This is a genomic window from Paenibacillus sp. NMA1017 (genome assembly GCF_058895805.1).
Window position 1 is genome coordinate 1 of sequence record NZ_JBZXYR010000023.1, and the last position, 22,166, is coordinate 22,166.

The following is a 22,166-nucleotide window of genomic DNA, read 5'->3' on the forward strand; positions in this document are numbered from 1 at the left end:
GCCGCTGACGAAGCTGCCGCAGACAGGCCATGTGCCGATCGGCAAAGCGTGGCTGAATGCGAAATTCTACATCGTGGATGCGCATCTGAAGCCGGTGCCGGTCGGGGTGCTGGGCGAGCTGGTCATCGGCGGAGTCGGAGTGGCGCGCGGGTACTTGAACCGTCTGGAGCTGACAGAAGAGAAGTTCGTAGACAGTCCGTTCGCCGCGGGCGAGCGGCTGTACCGCACGGGAGACCTGGCGCGGTGGATGGAAGACGGCAACGTGGACTTCATCGGCCGGATCGACAACCAGGCGAAAATCCGGGGCTACCGGATCGAGACGGGAGAGATCGAGTCGCAGCTGCTGCGGGTGGAAGGCGTACGCGAAGCGGTGGTGCTGGTTCGAAGTGACGCGAACGGGCAGAAGGCGCTATGCGCGTATTACACGCCGGATACCGGAGCGGAGCTGGCAGTGAACGATCTGCGCGGCGCACTGGCGCAGGAGCTGCCGGGCTACATGATCCCGTCGTACTTCGTGGAGCTGGAGCGCCTGCCTCTGACGCCGAACGGAAAGATTGACCGGAAGGCGCTGCCGGCGCCGGAAGGGGAAGCGGGAAGCGGAACGGAGTACGTCGCACCGCGCAATGAGTTGGAAACGAAGCTGGCGGCGATTTGGCAGGAGGTGCTGGGGCTTGCGAAGGAGATTGGCGTTCACGACAACTTCTTCGACATCGGCGGCCACTCCCTGCGAGCGACGACGCTGGCGGGCAAGGTATTTAAGGAATTAAACGTCAACCTGCCGCTGCGCGACGTATTCCGTCACTCGACGATTGCGGCGATGGCCGAGGCGATCGCCCGGATGGAACGGCGGGAGCATGAGGCCATTCCTCAAGCGGAGGAGAGAGAGTACTATCCTCTGTCCTCCGCGCAGAAACGGCTGTTCATTCAGCATACGCTGGATGGAGCGGATCAGCTTTACAACATGCCGGAGCTGGTGCAGGTGGAAGGCGAGTTTGATTTAGACCGGTTGGAAGCCGCCTTGCGGAAATTGATAACACGGCATGAATCGCTGCGCACCGGTTTTGAAATCGTGAAGGGCGAAGCGGTTCAGCGGATTTACCCGCAGGTCGATTTTGCTATCGAGCATCATCAAGCGGATAAAGAGGATGCGGCTCAAATCGAGCAGATCGTCCGCAGCTTCATTCGTCCGTTTGATCTCGGCAAGCCGCCGCTGCTGCGCGCTGGGGTCATCGAGCTGGAGCCGAACCTGCATATTCTCCTTTTCGACATGCACCATATGGTGTCCGACGGCGTATCGATGGCGATTGTGATCGATGAGTTCTCGAGTTTCTACGCCGGGGAAGAACTGCCCCCACTGCGCATTCAATACAAGGATTATGCCGTTTGGCAGCAGTCGAAGGGCCACCGAGAGCGGATCGGGCGGCAGGAAGCGTACTGGCTGCAAACCTTCGAAGGCGAGCTGCCGACGGCGGACCTGCCGATGGACTACGAACGGTCCGCGACTCGCAGCTACGAAGGTGCGCATCTGGAGTTCGACGTCGAAGCTTCTCTCTCTGCGCGGCTGCGCGAATTGGCGGCCGAGCGTGAAAGCACGCTGTTCATGGTGCTGCTTGCGGCTTATACCGTGCTGCTGTCCAAGTACAGCGGGCAGGAGGACTTGGTCGTGGGCACCCCGGTGGCGGGAAGAACGAACGCCGATCTGGAACCGGTCATCGGGATGTTTGTCAATACGCTGGCGATCCGCAATCGTCCGTCGGGCGACAAAACGTTCTTGTCCTACCTGGAAGAAGTGAAGGAAACGGCTTTGGGTGCTTTCGAGAACCAGGATTATCCATTCGAGGAGCTCGTGGAGCGTTTGAATGTGAAGCGGGAGCCGGGCCGCTTCCCGCTGTTCGATGCCGTTTTCGACTTGCAAAATATCGAAGAACGAGACGCCGAGCTGGAAGGGGTCAGCCTGAAGAATTACGAGCTTGACCATTTGGAAGAAGCGAAGTTCGATCTGACGCTGTTTATGTATGAAAACAACGGGGCGCTGAGCGGGGGCTTCTTCTACGCCACCAAGCTGTTCAAAGAAGCGATGATCCGCACCTTGACCGAGGATTACCTGCGGGTACTGTCTCAAATTGCGGAAAATCCACAACTCGAGCTAAGCCGGATTGAATGTCATAAACCGGCGGCAGGCGCAAAGAGTGCCGTCGATACGATCGAATTCGCGTTCTAATCCTACAAGCGCGCCTCCGCCGTCAAACGAAAGCGGCGCGCATCCCAAGGAAGACGGCGAACAACGTCCAAGCCCGTAAACGCGCAGGCCGAAAGCAAGCTTTTTCGGACCTGCGCCGGGGCATGCGGTCACTTCATTTTTAGGGGAGGTACAAATGAAATCTTTGTTTGAAAAGGAAGAACGGTACTGGAGCGGCAAGTTTGACACCGATGACAGCCTGAGCTTCCTTCCCTACAGTCAATCCTCCAAATTATCCGCCGACGGGGAAGCTGCGGCCGAGCCGGGCTTGCTTCACCGTACTCTGCCGAGCGAACTCTCGGAGAGAATCATTTGCCTCGCCAACGGTTCGGATTTGGCTTTGTACATGATTGTTTTGGCAGGAGTAAAAAGCCTGCTGTTCAAATATACCGGGCGGGACCAAGTGCTGGTCGGCATGCCTTCTTATAGCGCAGACCCCGACGGGACTCCGCCGCCGCATGACATCTTGGTGATCAAGACGTCCGTAAGCCGCCAGACTACGCTGAAAACGCTGCTCGGGGGCATCAAAGCCTCCATCGGCGAGGCGCTGGAGCATCAGCACCTGCCTTTTCGGAAAATGGTGGAGCCGCTCCATCTGGACTATACGGGGGACGGCCTCCCGGTCGTCAACACCGTCGCATCCTTCGCCCCGATTCATCCGGAACCGCTGGTTAACCGGGTGGCGGCCGATACGGTTTTTCGCTTCGACCGCCAAAACCACTCCATCGAGCTGGAAATAAGCTTTGACGGGCAGCGGTACGAGCGGGCATTTGTGGAACAGGCGGCCGACCATCTTGTTCGGCTGCTGTCCGTGCTTTTATTTCAGCCGGATCTGGAGCTCGGACAAGCCGATGTGCTGTCCCCAGACGAGAGGGAGACGCTGCTGAAGCGATTTAATGACACCGAAACCGAGTTCGAGCGAGGGAAAACGATTTACGGCTTGTTCGAAGAACAGGCGGAGCTTTACCCGGACAACGTGGCCGCCGTTATGAACGAGCGGCAGCTGACCTACCGCGAGCTGAACGAGCGATCCAACCGCCTTGCGCGGAAGCTGCGGGAGACGGGAGTAGAAGCGGACCAGCTGGTAGCGATTCTGGCCGAACGCTCGCTCGATATGGTTGTCGGCATTCTGGCGATTCTCAAAGCGGGCGGAGCATACGTGCCTGTCGATCCCGACTACCCGGAGGAGCGCATCCGCTTCATGATCGAGGATTCGGGCGCGCCGTTATTGCTGATTCAAAAGCATCTGCACGAGAAGACCGATTTCGCAGGAACGCGCCTCGAATTGGACGACTTCGTTTGGGGTGACAGAGGGGCGGACTCCGAAGGTGCGCTGGACGCATCGAACCTGGAGCCGATTTCCGGGCCGGGCAACCTGGCTTATGTCATCTACACGTCGGGAACGACCGGCAGACCGAAAGGAACGCTGATCGAGCATAAGAACGTCGTGCGCCTCCTGTTCAACGACAAGAACCTGTTCGACTTCGGGCCGTCCGACACGTGGACGCTGTTCCACTCGTTCTGCTTCGATTTCTCCGTCTGGGAAATGTACGGAGCGCTGCTGTACGGAGGCAAGCTGGTCATCGTACCGCCGCTCACGACGAAAAATCCGGCCGATTTCCTGGCGCTGCTGGGCCGCGAACAGGTCACGATTTTGAACCAGACACCAACGTACTTCTACCAGCTGCTGCGTAAGGTCTTGGCGGACCATCCGTACGATCTGCGGATTCGCAACGTCATCTTCGGGGGCGAAGCGCTGAGTCCGCTGCTGCTCAAGGGCTTCAAGACGAAGTACCCGGAGACGAAGCTGATCAATATGTACGGCATTACCGAGACGACGGTTCACGTTACGTATAAGGAAATCACGTGGGTCGAAATGGAGGCGGCAAAGAGCAATATCGGCAAGCCGATCCCGACGCTGAGCGTGTACGTCCTTGATGAAAACCGCCGCCCTGTGCCGATCGGCGTAGCGGGCGAAATGTACGTGGCCGGGGAAGGCCTTGCGAGAGGATACCTGAACCGCCCGGATCTAACAGCGGAGAAGTTCGTCGATTCCCCGTTTGCGGAGGGGGAGAAACTGTACCGCTCGGGCGACTTGGCGACTTGGCTGCCGGACGGCAACATCGAATACCTGGGCCGGATCGACCACCAGGTGAAAATCCGCGGGTACCGGATCGAGCTGGACGAAATCGAGACGCAGCTGCTGAAAATCGCCGCCGTGCAAGAAGCCAAGGTGCTCGACCGCGACGACGCGAACGGCCAAAAGCAGCTTGTCGCTTACTACGTCGCGGAAACGAGGCTGGGGGCGCATGAACTCAAGGAGGAGCTCGCCAAGCAGCTTCCGGGGTATATGATTCCTTCGCACCTCGTGCAGCTTTCGCAGATGCCGCTGACCCCGAACGGGAAAATCGACCGCAAAGCGCTGCCCGCGCCGGAGGAAGCCGCGGCTGGAGGAGCGGAATATGTCGCGCCGAGAACGCTGCTCGAAATGAAGATCGCCCGCGTCTGGCAGGATACGCTTGGCGTTCCGCAGGTCGGCGTAAAGGATAACTTTTTTGAGTTGGGTGGCAATTCGTTAAGTCTGATGAGGCTCGTTCAAGCCGTTTACGATGAAACGGGCATCGAGATACCGCTGAACCGCCAATTCCACAATGTAACAGTTGAAGCCATGGCTTTCGGCGAGTCGGATCTCGGCCTGGATAAAGGGGGAGACTCCTTCATTAAGCTGAATAAAGCAGGAGATCTGAACGTGTTCTGCTTCCCTCCGGGCAGCGGCTTCGGCATCGGTTACCGAGAGCTCGCAAGCAGGCTCGACGGCCGGTTCGTGCTCTACGGCATTGATTTTATCGACGATGCCGTCGATTACGAGGCCATGCTGAACCGTTATGTGGACGAGATCGTCCGCATCCAGCCGGAAGGACCTTACGTACTGCTCGGCTACTGCTTCGGAGGCAACCTGACGTTCGAGGTAGCCAAAACGATGGAGAAAAGAGGGTATTCCGTAACGGACGTGCTCATGGTGGACTCGTGGATTAAGGACACGCTGACACCTTCCGAAACGTCGGAGAAAGAGCTTGAAGAAACGCTTGCCGATTTCGACGAAGAAGAGAAGGAATTAATGAGCAACCCGCTCGTGCGGGAGCGGGTTCATCGGAAGGTCAAAGCGACCTTGGCGTACGAAGCGCAGCTTATTAATTCCGGCACGATCCCGGCCAGGATTTACGAACTGATTGCGAAGGACAGCCAAGCGTTCCGCCTAGAGCACCAATTGCCTTCCTGGCGGGGGGCAACGACGCAAGCTTACGCCGATTACCGGCTGGAGGGCGCGCACGAGGAATTGCTGGAACTCGCACGCGTGGAAGAAACGGCCGTCGTCATCCGGGACATCTTAGAGCAAGTCAAGCGGCAGATCGAGGCGGAGGCCGGGGTACTGCATGGAAGCTGACCGCCAGCCGTCTGTTCTAGAACAAGGCACAGCGGCGCCTTCCAAGCGCCAAACCGCTTACGCCGCCTGGAAAGCGTTCCGCTGGCTGATGTCCTATGTAAGCCGTCACAAACGCTGGATGATCGTCGGTGTCTTGTCCGCGATTGCCGCCGCCGTTATTGAGATATGGACGGGAAGTTTGATCGAGCAGCTGACCACCCAGGCCGAGAAGGGGGCGGGGCCAATCGTTCTGCAAATCGTGTACACGGTCTTTGTGGTCATCTTGATCGGTGTGCCGGCGAAGTTTTTCATGAGCTTCGGCGTGGAGCGAAGCAGCGCCTCTGCGGTGCAGGATATCCGCAACCATGTCATGCGTCATATCGGCAAACTCCCGATCTCCTATTTGGAAAAGCAGCACTCCGGCGACGTATTGTCGCGGATCAACAACGACCTGCAGCTCATCCAGCAGTTTATGATTCGGGACCTCGCCCAGTGGTTTTATCATCCGCTGTTGTTCATCGGCTGTTTCGCTTATTTGATCTACCTCCAATGGGAGATGATGCTGTACAGCCTGCTGTTATTTCCCGTAGCGCTGCTGGTTTCCCAATGGATCGGCAAGCAGTTGGAGCGGTTGACGGAGGAAGCCCAGGCGAACATGGGCCGAATGAACGTCAACCTCCAGGATACGCTTGGGGGTATGCCTATTGTAAAAAGCTACCTGCTATCCGGCATGTTATCTCGCTCCTACCAAGTGCTGCTGCAATTGACGGCTCAAAAAAAGCTGGCCGTGAAAAAGCGGGAAGCCTGGGTCAACCCGCTGCTTTCCACGCTGATGATCAGCCCGATCATTTTCGCCGTCAGTTACGGAAGCTATTTGATCTACAAAGGGCAACTAGGCGCGGGAGAGCTGATCGCCTTCCTGTACTTGCTGAATCTGTGTCTGGAGCCGCTGGAGCATATTCCCGAGCTCATCACGCGGACGTTCGAAATGGCCGGTGCCCTGAGAAGGGTCTCCGAAATCGTCGAGCAGCCGACCGAAACGGAAAATGGCCGTTCGCTTCCGAAAGCGAGCGCCGCCCCCATCGAGTTTCAGAACGTAACCTTCGGGTATGAGGAGAGATCCCCGATCCTGCGGAATGTTAGCTTCTCGGTGCCGGAAGGGAAGACGATCGCGCTTGTCGGAGCGAGCGGCGGAGGGAAGAGCACGGTGTTTAAGCTTGTATGCGGCTTTTATCCGCTTCCGGAGGACCAGGGCGAGATCCGCGTGTTCGGCAGCCTGATCCACGGCGCCGATCCGGAGCAGCTTCGGTCGCATTTTTCCGTGGTAACCCAGGATTCATATTTGTTTAGCGGCACGATTGCTGAAAATATCGGCTACGGGCGGGAAGTAGCGTCGATGGACGAGATTATCGAAGCCGCCAAAGCCGCTCAGGCGCATTCCTTCATTATGCAACTTCCCGACGGCTACCAGACGTATGTCGGAGAGCGCGGAGGCTTTTTGTCCGGCGGGCAGCGCCAGCGCATTGCAATGGCCCGGGCTTTTCTGAAGGATGCTCCTGTTCTGCTGCTGGACGAGCCAACGTCAGCTCTTGATCCGGAGTCGGAAAGCGCGGTTCAGGAAGCGCTGGGCGTATTGATGAAGCAGAGGACGACGATGGTTATTGCCCACCGGCTTTCTACAGTACAAAACGCCGACGAAATTTGGGTCATGGAACAGGGGAGTATTGTTGAAAAGGGCACTCATGAACAATTGCTGAAGATGAAGGGACTGTACGCCCAGTCGTACTATCAGGAATTTACCGAGTCTGCCGAACGCAGGGAGGTGGCGTACACATGAAAAAGGGCGGATGGCTCTCGCAAGTGAAAGAACTCGGCTACTTGCTGATGTTTATGAACCGCAAGCGCAAAACCCAGTACGCCATTGGCCTGGCCGTGACGGCGCTCACCCAGACATTGTTCCTGATCGCCTTCAGCTTGGTCGTACATAACTTGGTTGATTTCGCCGTGTCCCGAGATACGTCCCTGATGGTGGAAGCCTTTATTATTTTGGGCGCGGCCTTGTTCCTGGAAAATGTGATTTCTCCCTGGTTCATTTACTTATACCAGCGCAGTGTCGAGCTGACTGTGCTGAATATCCGCGAACGTCTTTATGACAAGCTGTGCCGGGTGCGGCCGAGATTCCTGGAGCAGAAGCACCATGGGGACTTGCTGTCGCGGGTGAACAACGACGTAACGACCGTTGAGTTTACATTCTCGCAGGTTTACTTCGTTTTGCTGCTTCAAGTTGTCTTTTGCATCGGCTCCATTGTCTCCATGGTGTTGATCGATTGGCGTTTTGCCGGCGTATCCTTTGTCATTCTGCTGCTGTCCTCCGTGGTCAGCCTGAAATTTGCGCGGGATATTCGCGCCTTGTCCGAACAAGGCTTGCAAACGCTCGGTAAAATGACCGAAAAATTCAAAGATTTTATGGGCGGCATTCAAATTGTGAAGCTGTTTCGCATCCGCACGATTTACGGCCAGTACGAGGCGTTGAACGAACAAATGACGCAGACGCTTCGGCAAACCGCGCAGAAGAACGGCATGCAGGCTGCGGTGAATCATTTTATCAGCTACGTCACGTTCTGCGGCATCATCGTCATCGGCAGTCTTCTTTATGCCTACGGACTGATGGGAATGGGAAGCGTCGCCGCCCTGGCGGTTCTGCAAGTGAATCTGACGCACGCCTTGTTGAACTTGGGGATGGTTCTGTCGATGACCCAAAATTCGCTCGCGGGCGCTCACCGGATTCAAGAGGTACTAAGAGAGGAAGAGGAACCGGAGCGTTGGGGATCTCCTCACAGCGAGCTCGTGTCGGAGGCTGCGGTGGAGTTTCGCGATGTGGAATTTTCCTATCAGGCGGATAAAAAGGTGCTTGTCGACATCTCCATGCAGGTGTTTCCCGGCCAGGTCGCCGCTATCGTGGGGGCCAGCGGCAGCGGCAAAAGTACGCTGATCAAGCTGCTGCTCGGCTTTTATCCTGTGGACAGTGGAGAAATCCTGCTCCAAGGCAAACCGTTCGGCCATTACACGCTGGACGAAATCCGCAGGCAGATTGCATACGTTCCGCAGGAGCCGTTCTTGTTTACCGGCACGATTGAGGAAAACATCCGCTACGGCAACCCGGATGCAACGGATGAAGAAGTGATCGAAGCGGCCAAAGCGGCGTACGCTCACCATTTCATTCAGGAACTTCCTGAACAGTATAAAACGCCGGTGGGAGAGAGAGGAGCGTCGTTGTCGGGCGGACAAAGGCAGCGAATTGCGATCGCCCGGGCGATTCTCAAAAACGCCCCGATTCTGCTGCTGGACGAAGCGACTTCCGCGCTGGATAACGAATCCCAGCATTGGGTACAGCAGGCCCTGAACGTATTGATGAAGGGGCGCACCACCATTCTGATCGCCCACCGTCTCAGCACCGTGGAACATGCGGATTTGATTACCGTCATGAACCAAGGGACGGTCGTCGAGCGCGGCCGCCATCAGGACCTGCTGGCGCTCGGGGGTTATTACGCCCGGCTGTACGGCTAGATCCACTTTATGGCGGGCAGCTTCCTGCTTGCGAATGCGACAGAGTCTTTTAGTAATCCAAGGTATGACTTTATAACCGGTAGTTACCAGAAAACGCAGACACGAAAAAGGAGGAAGAGTCCGTAGGAGCCGTTCCGGGAATGGCCTGCGCGGTTCTTCTAAGAGTGACTAAGTGACATCTAGGTACAAAGCCTATCTATAAAGAATCTCTAAACCGGGAGTGTGTCGATGTGAGAGAGAATACCAACGAGCAATATGGATTAACGCAAGCCCAGCGTCGAATATGGTTCATGGAAATTATGAATCCGGGAACGTCCATCACGATGCTTTCCGCGACCTACCAGATTACGGGCGAGATCAACACACAGCTTCTGGAGCAAGCGGCGGCAGAGATTGTCAAAACCTATGACGTTTTCCGAATCCGCATTAGCGGGGATTTGCAAAATCCAACGCAGTGGTTCGAAGAGCCGGAGAATGTCCAAGCTAGGATAAGCCGCCTCGAAATAGGCACAACCGAACAATTCTATGCTTGGGTGAAAGAAGTAAGCGAAAAACCGGTCAGCGTGTTCGACGAACACCTCTACCAATTTACGATTATCCATTTTGCGAACGGCCAAGTATGGCTCAATTTGACGGTAAATCATATTATCGCCGACGGCTTGTCCGTCAATGCTTTGCTGCATGCGGTGATGGAAAAATACCTGGAACTGCGCAAAGGCATCTCCAGCAGTTACCAGGCCCCTTCCTATCTGGATTATATTTCCGCGGAGCGTGAATATGAGCAATCGCAGCGTTATCAAAAAGGCAAGGAATACTGGCTGACGAAGTACAACACTTTGCCTGAAACGACCGGCATTAAATCGTATCCGCCATTCTCGATCGGCAGCGAATCCAATAAACTGGCCATCACTTTGGACGGTTCCCGGTATGAACGCATTCTGGCCTTCAGCGAACAATATCAGGTCAGCTTATATACGTTATTTCTGTCCGCCATGTACGCCTTATTGTACAAGCTGACCGACAGCACCGATGTTCCGGTCGGCACGGTTTTCGCCAATCGCACCAGCAAGAAGGAAAAAGAAACGATCGGCATGTTCGTCAGCACCGTGGCTACGCGGATTCGTCTGAATCCAGACAGGCACGTGCTTTCCTTGATCCAAACGGTTTCCAAGGAAAATACGGCGGATCTGCGGTATCAGAAATACCCTTATAACCAATTGATCCAGGATTTACGCGAACAACACGGCCGCAACGATCTTTCGGGGCTGTTCCGCACGTCTCTGGAATATCTGCCTTTGAAAATCGTGGAGTACGAAGAAATCAAGGTACGCCTGGAGGCTCACTTCGCTAGGCACGAGATGGACGATTTGCTGCTGCGCTTCGACCATATGCTGAATGAAGGCCATGTAATTCTCCATGCTTCCTATCGTACCGGCCTGTTCGAGACGGCCGAGATTGATCGGATTCTGGAACAGTATGTAACCGTTCTGGACCAGTTTCTTCAGACTCCCGAACTGCCGGTACGCGAGATTTCTCTGCTGAGTGATGAGGAGAGACACCGCATTCTCAACGTTTTTAACCCGCCGGTGGCAGGGCTGAGCGAGGGAGAAGCGTTTCATCGGTATGTTGAAAAGTTTGCCCGGGAAATTCCAGATCATCCGGCAGTCGTCTACATGGACAAACAGCTGACCTACGGCGAATTGAACGAACGCGCCGAGCGGCTGGCTTCTCTCCTTCGCGAACAGGGCGTGGGAAGGGAGACGATTACGGGGATCTGGGCGGAGCGTTCGGTGGAACTGCTGGTCGGGGTGCTCGCCGTTTGGAAAGCCGGCGGAGCCTATGTACCGCTGGACCCCGATTATCCGGCGGAGCGGATTGAGTACATGCTCAGCGATAGCGATGCATCGGTGCTGCTTACGCAGCGTCATCTGTTGGAGCGGGCCGGAGGTTGGTTGGCCGATGACCGGCTGAAGCTTCAAGCTGTCTATGCCATGGACGATGAACAGATTTATAACGGGGATGCCTTAGCCGTGGAATTTGAATCTGCCGGCAGCGCCCCGCAAGACTTGGCTTATGTGATTTACACCTCGGGTACGACGGGACGCCCGAAAGGCGTCATGATCGAGCACGGTAGTCTCGTGAATACGGCGGATGCGTACCGTCGCGAGTACCGGTTGGATCAGTTTCCGGTGCGGCTGCTGCAGCTGGCCAGCTTCTCGTTTGACGTGTTCGTCGGAGACATCGCGCGGACGCTGTATAACGGAGGCACGATGGTGATTGTGCCGAAGGATGACCGGATTGATCCGAACCTCTTGTACGGCTGGATTCGGGACCAAAACATTACGGTATTCGAATCGACGCCTGCGCTCATCCTGCCGTTCATGCAGCATATTTATGAAGAAGGGCTGGACGTTAGCTCCATGCAGTTGCTGATTACCAGCTCGGATGCTTGCAGTGTCACCGATTACCGATTGCTGCAGGAAAGATTCGGCGGACAATTCCGCATCATCAACAGCTATGGCGTTACCGAAGCGGCCATTGACAGCAGCTTTTACGGTGAGCCGCTGGATAGGCTGCCGCCGTCGGGTCATGTGCCGATCGGCAAAGCTTGGCTGAACGCCCGGTTTTACATTGTCGATGCCGCGTTAAAGCCGGTTCCTGTAGGGGTTCCAGGCGAGCTTGTCATCGGCGGCGCCGGGGTGGCGCGCGGGTACTGGAACCGTCCGGACCTAACCGCCGAGAAGTTTGCGGACAGCCCGTTTGTGCCGGGCGAACGTCTGTACCGGACAGGCGATTTGGCCCGCTGGCTGGAAGACGGGAACGTGGACTTCATCGGCCGGATCGACTATCAGGTGAAAATTCGCGGGTTCCGGATCGAACTCGGCGAAATTGAAACGGCCCTGCTGCGTTTCCCGGGCGTCAAGCAGGCTGTGGTGACCGACCGTACGGATGAGCAGGGGCAAAAGTATTTGTGCGGCTACGTGGCGGCGGATGCCTCCTTGCAGCTGAGCGATCTGCTGTCCCAATTGAAGCAAGAGCTGCCGGCCCATATGGTCCCGGCCCGGCTGGTGTCTCTTGATAAGCTTCCGCTCACGCCGAACGGCAAAATTGACCGTAAAGCGCTGCCTGAACCGACCGGAGAGGTAGAAGCAGGCCGTGAGTATGTGGCTCCTCGCACAACGCTGGAAACAAGACTTGCTCTCATTTGGCAGCAGGTGCTGGGTATTGCGCGAGTTGGAGTCCAAGACGATTTCTTTGACTTGGGTGGTCATTCCTTGCGGGCCTCCACGCTTGTTTCCAAGATTCGCAAAGAGCTGCAAGTCGAGGTTCCGCTGCGGGAAGTTTTCCGCTACACCACGATCGAACAGCTGGCCCAAAGAATCGGCGGTTTAAGGCAGCAGGAGACGTATGAGATTACAAAGGCGGCTGAGGCCGAGTACTATCCGGTTTCATCCGAGCAAAAGCGTCTGTATGTCCTGCGCCAGCTTGACGGGGCCGAGCGCAGCTACAATATGTCGGCGGCGCTTCTTCTCGAAGGCAAGCTGGACCGCACGCGCGTCGAGCACGCGTTCCGGGCGCTGATTCAGCGCCATGAGACGCTGCGTACCGGGATCGAGCAGGTTCAAGGCGAGCTTGTCCAGCGCATCTATGACGAGGTGGAGTTTGCTGTAGATTATTTCCAGGCGAGCGAGCGGGAAGTAGACCAAGTGGTGGAAGCTTACTATCACCCGTTTGATCTGACCAAGCCGCCACTTCTCCGCATCGGCCTGATCGAAGTCGCCGAGGATCGCCACATTCTGCTGTTCGATATGCACCATATCGTCTCGGACGGCATTTCGACAGCGCTGCTCTTCGACGAGTTCAGCCGCCTATATCGGGGCGAGGAGCTGGCCCCGCTGCGCATTCAATACAAAGATTATGCCGTTTGGCAGCATTCCGAAGCTTACGGGCAGATGCTCCAGCCGCAGAAGGAGTATTGGCTGGAACAGCTGTCGGGCGAGCTGCCGGTCTTGGAGCTGCCGACGGACTTCCCGCGGCCTGCGGTGCAAAGCTTTGACGGCCGAACCTTGAAGTTTTATATCGGGAAAGATCGGATGGAGAAGCTGAAAGAGCTGGCGGCACGGACAGGGACGACCCTGTACATGGTGCTGCTGTCGGCTTACACCATCCTTATGCATAAATATTCGGGTCAGGAAGATCTGATCGTAGGAACGCCGATTGCCGGAAGAACGCAGGAAGAAGTGCAGCCGATCGTAGGGATGTTTATCAACACGCTGGCTATTCGCAGCCGTCCGGAGCGTTCCAAGCCGTACCTTTCGTACCTGGAAGAAATCAAGGACATCACGCTCGGGGCTTTCGAACACCAAAATTATTTGTTCGAAGACTTGGTAGAAAGTCTTCACATTCCGCGCGCGACCGGCCGGAATCCGCTCTTTGACACGTTCTTCTCCCTACAAAATACGGAGAACGAGCAAATTGTTATCGAGGGGCTGGAGCAATCGTTTTATCCACTGGAAAACCAAACATCCAAGTTCGAGCTGCTCCTGGATATTTCGGAGCTGGACGGTCAGCTCGAATGCCGGTTGGAGTACGCTACGGCTTTGTATAAACAAGAGACCGCGGAGCGGTTCGCCAGACATTATGACAAGCTGCTCGAAACCATCGCAGCAGCGCCGGACGGGGATATTGCCTCGCTGGAAATGCTCACGGAGGAGGAAATCCGCGAGCTGGTGCGCGATTTCAACGATTCGGAGGCGGACTACCCGCGGCAGCAGACGATTCACGGCTTGTTCGAAGAGCAGGCGGAGCTTTACCCGGACAACGTGGCCGCCGTCATGTACGAGCGGAAGCTGACCTACCGCGAGCTGAACGAGCGATCCAACCGCCTTGCGCGGAAGCTGCGGGAGACGGGAGTAGAAGCGGACCAGCTGGTAGCGATTCTGGCCGAACGCTCGCTCGATATGGTTGTCGGCATTCTGGCGATTCTCAAAGCGGGCGGAGCATACGTGCCTGTCGATCCCGACTACCCGGAGGAGCGCATCCGCTTCATGATCGAGGATTCGGGCGCGCCGTTATTGCTGATTCAAAAGCATCTGCACGAGAAGACTGACTTCGCAGGAACGCGCCTCGAATTGGACGACTTCGTTTGGGGCGACAGAGGGGCGGACTCCGCCGATGCGCTGGACGCTTCGAACCTGGAGCCGATTTCCGGGCCGGGCAACCTGGCTTATGTCATCTACACGTCGGGAACGACCGGCAGACCGAAAGGAACGCTGATCGAGCATAAGAACGTCGTGCGCCTCCTGTTCAACGACAAGAACCTGTTCGACTTCGGGCCGTCCGACACGTGGACGCTGTTTCACTCGTTCTGCTTCGATTTCTCTGTCTGGGAAATGTACGGAGCGCTGCTGTACGGAGGCAAGCTGGTCATCGTACCGCCGCTCACAGCGAAAAGTCCAGCCGATTTCCTGGTGCTGCTGGGCCGCGAACAGGTCACGATTTTGAACCAGACGCCAACGTACTTCTACCAGCTGCTGCGTGAGGTCTTGGCGGACCATCCGTACGATCTGCGGATTCGCAACGTCATCTTCGGGGGCGAAGCGCTGAGTCCGCTGCTGCTCAAGGGCTTCAAGACGAAGTACCCGAAGACGAAGCTGATCAATATGTACGGCATTACCGAGACGACGGTTCACGTTACGTATAAGGAAATAACGTGGGTCGAAATGGAGGCGGCGAAGAGCAATATCGGCAAGCCGATCCCGACGCTGAACGTGTACGTCCTGGATGAAAACCGCCGCCCTGTGCCGATCGGCGTAGCGGGCGAAATGTACGTGGCCGGGGAAGGCCTTGCGAGAGGATACCTGAACCGTCCGGATCTGACGGTGGAGAAGTTCGTCGATTCCCCGTTTGCGGAGGGGGAGAAACTGTACCGTTCGGGCGACTTGGCGGCTTGGCTGCCGGACGGCAACATCGAATACCTGGGCCGTATCGACCACCAGGTCAAAATCCGCGGATACCGGATCGAGCTGGACGAAATCGAGACGCAGCTTCTGAACGTCGAGGGCGTGGAAGAAGCGGTGGTGCTCGCCCGTCAGGACAGCGGGGGCGAGAAGGCTCTTGTCGCCTACTTTGTGGCGGACCGGACGCTGACGGTCAGCGAAATGAGAACCTCGCTGGCCCAGGGAATGCCGGGGTACATGATCCCGTCGTACTTCGTGCAGCTGGAGCGCATGCCGCTGACGACCAACGGCAAAGTAGACCGCAAAGCGCTGCCGGAGCCGCAAGGCGGCTTGCAGACGGGCGTCGAATATGTAGCACCGCGTAACCGGACGGAGTCCCAGCTTGTGAAGATCTGGGAGGAAGTGCTGGGCTACTCCGGCATTGGAGTCCTGGACAATTTCTTCGAGCTCGGAGGCCACTCCTTGCGGGCGACGAACCTTGTCAGCAAGATTCAGAAGGAAATGAACATCGAACTTCCGCTGCGCGATGTGTTCCGCTATACGACGGTAGAGTCGATGGCCGGGGCTATTGCCAGCTTGGAAGAAACGCGGCACAGCTCAATTCCGAAAGCGGAAGAGAAAGCGTACTATCCGGTTTCCTCCGCGCAAAAAAGGCTGTACGTCCTGCACCAGCTGGATGGCTCGGAGCTGAATTACAACCTCCCAAGTGCCTTGCAGTTGGAAGGGGCTTTGAACGAGGCCAAAGTGGAAAAGGCGCTGACTACTTTGGTGGCTCGGCACGATATGCTGCGCACCGGTTTTGAAATCGTGAATGGGGAGCCGGTTCAGCGTATTCATCCGCTCGTAGCTTTCAAGGTCGAGAAGCTTCAAGCAAGCGAAGATCAGGTTGCGTCCATTCTTGAAGGCTTCATTCAGCCTTTTGACTTGACCCAGCCGCCTTTGCTGCGCGCCCTGCTGATCGAACTGGAGAAAGAGAAATTCCTGCTCGCGCTGGATATTCATCATATTGGTTCCGACGGCCTTTCCATGGACGTGCTGCTGCGCGAATTCGTGCGGCTTTACAATGGGGAAGAATTGCCGGAGATGCGGATTCAATACAAGGATTACGCCGTTTGGCAGCAATCCGAGGAGCAGCGCCAGCGCATCAAACGGCAGGAGGAATACTGGCGCGGGGTATTCAGCTCTGAGCTTCCGGTTCTTGAGCTGCCTCTCGACTTCTCCCGCCCGGCCGTCCAGCAGTTTGACGGTCAAACGCTCACGTTTACGCTGGATGCGGAGAAAAGCGAAGCTCTCAAACGGCTTGCCGGCGATTCGGGGGCGACGCTGTACATGCTTCTGCTGGCTGCGTACTCCGTATTGCTTCATAAATACGCGGGACAGGAAGATATAGTGGTCGGCACTCCGATTGCCGCCCGTTCTCACGCCGACCTGCAGCCGATTATCGGCATGTTCGTCAATACGCTGGCCCTTCGCTTGGGTCCGGCGGCGGAGCGGACGTTCCTGGATTACTTGCAGGAAGTGAAGGAAACGACGCTTGGAGCCTACGAGCACCAGGACTATCCGTTCGAGGAGCTGGTGGAAGCTCTTCAGGTGAGCCGGGATTTAAGCCGGAATCCTCTGTTTGACACCATGTTTTCTTTGCAAAAGCACGAAAGCTTGGATTTAACCCTGGAAGGCTTGCAATGGTCGCTGTTCGACATCGAGGAAAAGACGGCAAAGTTTGATCTTAGCTTTGATATCGTGGAAGCCGATAACGAGCTGGTTTGCAAGATCGAGTACGCTACCTCGTTGTTTAGACAGGAAACGATGGTACGGCTGGCGGGTCATTACGAGCAGCTTTTGGCGTCGATCCTGGCTCAGCCGGGTGCGCGGATTTCGGATTTGGATATCTTGACGGACAGCGAAAAGCATGATTTGCTGGTCGGGTTTGACGTGTCGTCTTCGGCTCTTGCGACGCAACCCGCCGCAGAGGGTACAGGTTTGGAAGCGGATGAGTCGTGGAGAGAAAGAACGTTCCACGAGCTGTTCGAGGAGCAGGCGGAGCGCACTCCGGGAGCGCTGGCGGTTGTCTACGAAGACAGCAAGCTGACGTATGCGGAGCTGAACGCCAAAGCGAATCGTCTGGCGTATGCACTGCGGGCGCGCGGGGTAAAGCCGGAGCAGGTGGTCGGCATTCTGGCCGGCCGTTCGGCGGAGCTGTTGATCGGGGTGCTCGCCGTATGGAAAGCGGGCGGCGCTTATGTGCCGCTTGACCCGGACTATCCGGCGGAGCGGATCGAGTATATGCTGGCGGACAGCGGGGCGTCGGTGCTGCTCACGCAGACCCGCCTGCTGGAGCAGGTGGAAGCTTGGCGCAGCGACGGAGCTCTAGTGCTGCAAACGGTGCTTGCGCTTGACGACGCCGCGACGTACAGCCTCGGAGCGGCGGAAGCGGCTGTGGGCGTACAAGCTTTGGGCGAAGCAGGCGCAGAGGCGGAGGCTTTGGCGCACGCGGAAACGGCTGCTGTCGAAACGTCCGCCACGGCAGAAGCCGAGAAGAACGTACTAGCGGCGGATCTCGCATCGAATCCGGCGAATGTGAACAAGCCGCGCGATTTGGCTTACGTCATCTACACCTCCGGTACGACGGGCAAGCCGAAGGGCGTGATGATCGAGCACCGCAGCCTGGTGAACACGGCGGCGGGCTACCGGCGGGAATACCGCCTGGATCAGTTCCCGATCCGGCTGCTGCAGCTCGCCAGCTTCTCGTTCGACGTGTTCGTCGGCGACATTGCGCGGACGCTGTACAACGGCGGCACCATGGTCATCGTGCCGAAGGACGACCGGATTGATCCAACCCGCCTCTACGGCTGGATTCGCGACTACGCCGTGACGGTGTTCGAATCGACTCCGGCGCTGATCGTGCCGTTCATGGAGCATGTGCATGCCGAGGGTCTAGACCTCAGCTCGATGCAGCTGCTGATCACAAGCTCGGATGCGTGCAGCGTAGCGGATTACCGCACCTTGCAGGAGCGTTTCGGCTCGCAGTTCCGTATTATTAACAGCTACGGCGTAACGGAAGCGGCGATTGACTCCAGCTTCTATGACGAGCCGCTGGAGAAGCTGCCGAAGACGGGCAGCGTGCCGATCGGGAAAGCGTGGCTGAACGCCAAGTTCTACATCGTGGATGCGAATCTGAAGCCGGTGCCGATCGGAGTGTTGGGCGAGCTGGTTATCGGCGGAGCGGGTGTGGCCCGCGGTTACTTGAACCGCCCGGATTTGACGGCGGAGAAATTCGTAGACAGCCCGTTCGCCGCTGGGGAGCGGCTGTACCGGACGGGCGACCTGGCGCGCTGGATGCCGGACGGCAACGTGGACTTCATCGGCCGGATCGACAACCAGGTGAAAATTCGCGGCTATCGGATCGAGCTTGGTGAAATTGAAGCGGCCATGAAAAATTTTGCCAGCGTGCGTCAAGCGCTTGTCATCGACCGGACGGACGAGCGGGGGCAGAAATATTTGTGCGGGTATGTCGTAGCGGATTCCAGCTTCGATCTGGAAGGGCTTGTGGCCCATCTGGACGCCGCGCTGCCTTCCCATATGGTGCCTTCGCGCATCATGCGCCTGGATCAAATGCCGCTTACGCCGAACGGGAAGATCGACCGTAAAGCGCTGCCTGTACCGGAAGGAAGCATTCGTGCCGAGGCTGCATACACGGCGCCTCGTACTCCTGCCGAGCAAGCACTTGCGTCGGTCTGGCAGTCGGTGCTGGGCGTGGATCAGGTCGGCACGATGGACAATTTCTTTGCGCTCGGCGGCGATTCGATCAAGGCCTTGCAGGTATCGTCCCGTCTTTTGCAAACGGGGTACAAGCTGGTCATGAAAGATTTGTTCCATTACCCGACGATTTCCGCCCTTAGTTTGCAGTTGCAAACGGCGGAGAGAACGGCAAGCCAGGCCGAAGTGACGGGAGAGGTCATCTTGACCCCGATTCAGCGCTGGTTCTTTGAACAAAATCCGGCCGACGTGCATCACAGCAACCAGGCGTTCATGCAGTTCTCCAAGCAAGGCTTTGACGAAGAAGCTTTACGCCAAGCGGTGCGTCAGCTTGTCGTGCATCACGATGCTCTCCGTACGGTTTACCGCCAAACCGAGAACGGCTATACCGCCTGGAACCGCGGCGCCGGGGAGAACGAAGCGCTGTTCGATCTGGAAGTTGTCGATTTCAAGGGAGTCGGCGACGTGAAAGAAGCGGTAGAGGCTAAGGCGAATGACATTCAAGCGAGCATCGATCTGGAAAACGGTCCGCTGGTGAAGCTCGGCTTGTTCCGCTGCGACGACGGCGACCACCTGCTCATCGCGATCCATCACTTGGTCGTAGACGGCGTATCCTGGCGGATTCTGCTTGAGGATTTTGCTGCCGGCTATGAGCAGGCGCTGCAAGGGCAGCCGATCCGTCTGCCGCTCAAAACGGATTCATTCCAAACGTGGGCGAAACAGCTCGCTGATTATGCGAACGGTCCGGCGATGGAAAGCGAGAGAGAGTATTGGCAGCATATCGAGCAATTGACCTATGAGCCGCTTCCGAAAGATTTTGAACAAGGCAGATCCAAGCTGAAGGACAGCGGGCTCGTGACCGTTCGCTGGACGGCGGAGGAAACCGAACAGCTGCTGAAGCAGGCACACCGTGCTTACCATACGGAAATGAACGATTTGCTGCTTGCCGCGCTTGGCCTCGCGGTACAAGCTTGGAGCGGCCGGGAACGCGTGCTGGTGAATCTCGAAGGCCACGGCCGGGAAGATATTTTGCCGGATGTGGACATTACGCGCACGGTAGGCTGGTTTACAAGCCAATTCCCTGTCGTTCTGGAGCCGGGTCACGCCCAGACGCTCGGTCATCAGGTGAAACAGGTTAAAGAAAGCTTGCGCCGCATTCCGAACAAAGGAATCGGCTACGGCATCCTGCGTTATTTGTCGGCGCCGCGTGACGGCGAGCGCTTCGCTTTGGAGCCGGAGATCAGCTTTAACTATTTGGGTCAGTTCGACCAGGATTACGAAAGCAGCGGCTCGAGGCCGTCTCCGTTAAGCCCGGGCTCCGATTCAAGCCCGAATGCAGTGATGGATTATGTCCTCGATATCAACGGTATGGTGTCGGAAGGAGTGCAGGAACTCACGATCCGTTATGGGGAAACCCAGTATAAACGGGAAACGGTAGAGCGCCTCGGCACCCTGCTCCATTCGAGCTTGCGTGAAGTCATCAGCCATTGCGTATCGAAAGAGCGACCGGAGCTTACGCCTAGCGACGTACTGCTTCAAGATGTGACGTTGGAGGAATTGGAGCGGCTGGCCGAACATACGGCGGCGCTCGGCGAACTGGAGAATGTATACACCCTGACTCCGCTGCAAAAAGGGATGTTGTTCCACAGCCTGCTGGATGCCGATTCGGAAGCTTACTTCGAACAGGTGACCTTCGATCTGTACGGAAGCCTGAATGTCGAAGCCTTCACCCAAGGATTGGATACGCTGGTGCAGCGGAATGAGGCGCTGCGGACCAACTTTATTACCGGCTGGAGAGACGAGCCGATTCAAGTGGTATTCCGCGAGCGGAAGTGTGAAGTGTATTTCGAAGATATTCGCTCGGTAAGCGATGAAGACCCGGAGAAGACGATAGCCGATTTCGTCAGCGCGGATAAAGCGAACAAGTTCGATTTGGCCCGAGGCTCTCTTATGCGCGTGACAGTTTTGCGCACGGGCGACGAGTCCTACCATGTGATCTGGAGTCACCATCACATTTTGATGGACGGCTGGTGCATGTCCTTCATGATCAAGGAAGTGTTCGACACCTACTTCGCGTTCCAGGAGAAGCGGACGCTGGAGCTTCCTCCGGTTACCTCGTACTCCCGGTATATCGAATGGCTGGAAGCTCAAGATGCCGCGAAAGCTTCGTGTTACTGGTCCGAGTATTTGGCGGGTTACGATCAGCAGACCAAGCTGCCCCAGGAGAAAACGCAGCTGAAGCAGGGCGCTTTTGAAGCGGCTGAAATCGATGTGGAACTCAGCAAGGAACTGACCGGGCAAATCGAGCGGGTGGCGCGCCAGCAGCAGGTGACGCTCAATACGTTCATGCAGACCGTATGGGGACTGGTTCTGCAGGTATACAACAACAGCGAGGATGTCGTATTCGGCTCCGTCGTATCCGGGCGTCCGGCGGAAATTCCGGGCATCGAAAGCATGATCGGCCTGTTTATTAATACGATCCCGGTCCGTATTCAAGGCAAAGCCGAGGAGACGGTAGCCGATATCTTGAGAAAAACCCAGGATCAAGCGCTGGCATCGGGAGTTTACGAAACGTTCCCGCTGTTCGAAATTCAGTCGCTGAGCGAGCAAAAGCGCGACTTGATCAACCATATCATGGTCTTTGAAAATTATCCGATGGAAGAACAGATTGAGCAGGTCGTCGGCGGAGACAAAGAAGCGCTGAAAATCGCTAATATCCAGTCGCCGGAGCAAACGAACTACGACCTGGACATTACCGTCATTCCGGAAGAGCATATTTTGCTGCGGTTTACGTACAATGCGCTGACGTTCAGAGAGGAAGACATCAGGCTGATCCACGGTCATTTTGCCCGGGCACTGGAGAAGGTTGCGGCTAACCCGAACATCCGCGTGAATCAGTTGGAGCTTTTGACGGCAGAGGAAAAAGAACAAATTCTCGGCGCGTTCAACCCGGCGCAGCCGGAAGCGGCTCCTGCGGCCGCGTTCCACCGGCTGTTCGAGGAACAGGCGGAGCGCACGCCGGAAGCGGAGGCCGTCGTGTACGAGAACGACCGGCTGACGTATGCGGAGCTGAACGAGCGGGCGAACCGCTTGGCGGCCACGCTGCGCGCAAGCGGCATCGGCCGGGAGACGATCGTCGGCATTCTCGCCGAGCGTTCGGTGGACTTGCTGGTGGCCGTGCTGGCCGTCTGGAAAGCGGGCGGGGCGTATGTGCCGCTCG

Annotated in this window: 5 protein-coding genes; all 5 read left to right on the top strand. The window is 56.9% G+C overall.

Going from position 1 to position 22,166, the window contains the following annotated elements; translation table 11 throughout:
- A partial coding sequence (locus AC5ELV_RS25885) for a condensation domain-containing protein (RefSeq protein ID WP_493432402.1) occupies positions 1-2,221 on the top strand: 2,221 nt, incomplete at its 5' end.
- Positions 2,222-2,375: 154 nt separating this feature from the next.
- Positions 2,376-5,684, top strand: a complete 3,309-nt coding sequence (locus AC5ELV_RS25890; RefSeq protein ID WP_493432403.1) for a non-ribosomal peptide synthetase — start codon at positions 2,376-2,378, stop codon at positions 5,682-5,684.
- Positions 5,674-7,500, top strand: a complete 1,827-nt coding sequence (locus AC5ELV_RS25895) for an ABC transporter ATP-binding protein (RefSeq protein WP_493432404.1) — start codon at positions 5,674-5,676, stop codon at positions 7,498-7,500. The genes AC5ELV_RS25890 and AC5ELV_RS25895 overlap by 11 nt, the downstream gene beginning before the upstream one ends.
- The gene (locus tag AC5ELV_RS25900; protein WP_493432405.1) at positions 7,497-9,230 is read left to right on the top strand and encodes an ABC transporter ATP-binding protein; all 1,734 of its coding nucleotides are present in this window, start codon (positions 7,497-7,499) and stop codon (positions 9,228-9,230) included. The genes AC5ELV_RS25895 and AC5ELV_RS25900 overlap by 4 nt, the downstream gene beginning before the upstream one ends.
- 230 nt (positions 9,231-9,460) lie before the next feature.
- Positions 9,461-22,166: non-ribosomal peptide synthetase (locus AC5ELV_RS25905; RefSeq protein WP_493432406.1), on the top strand; the 12,706-nt coding region annotated here is incomplete at its 3' end.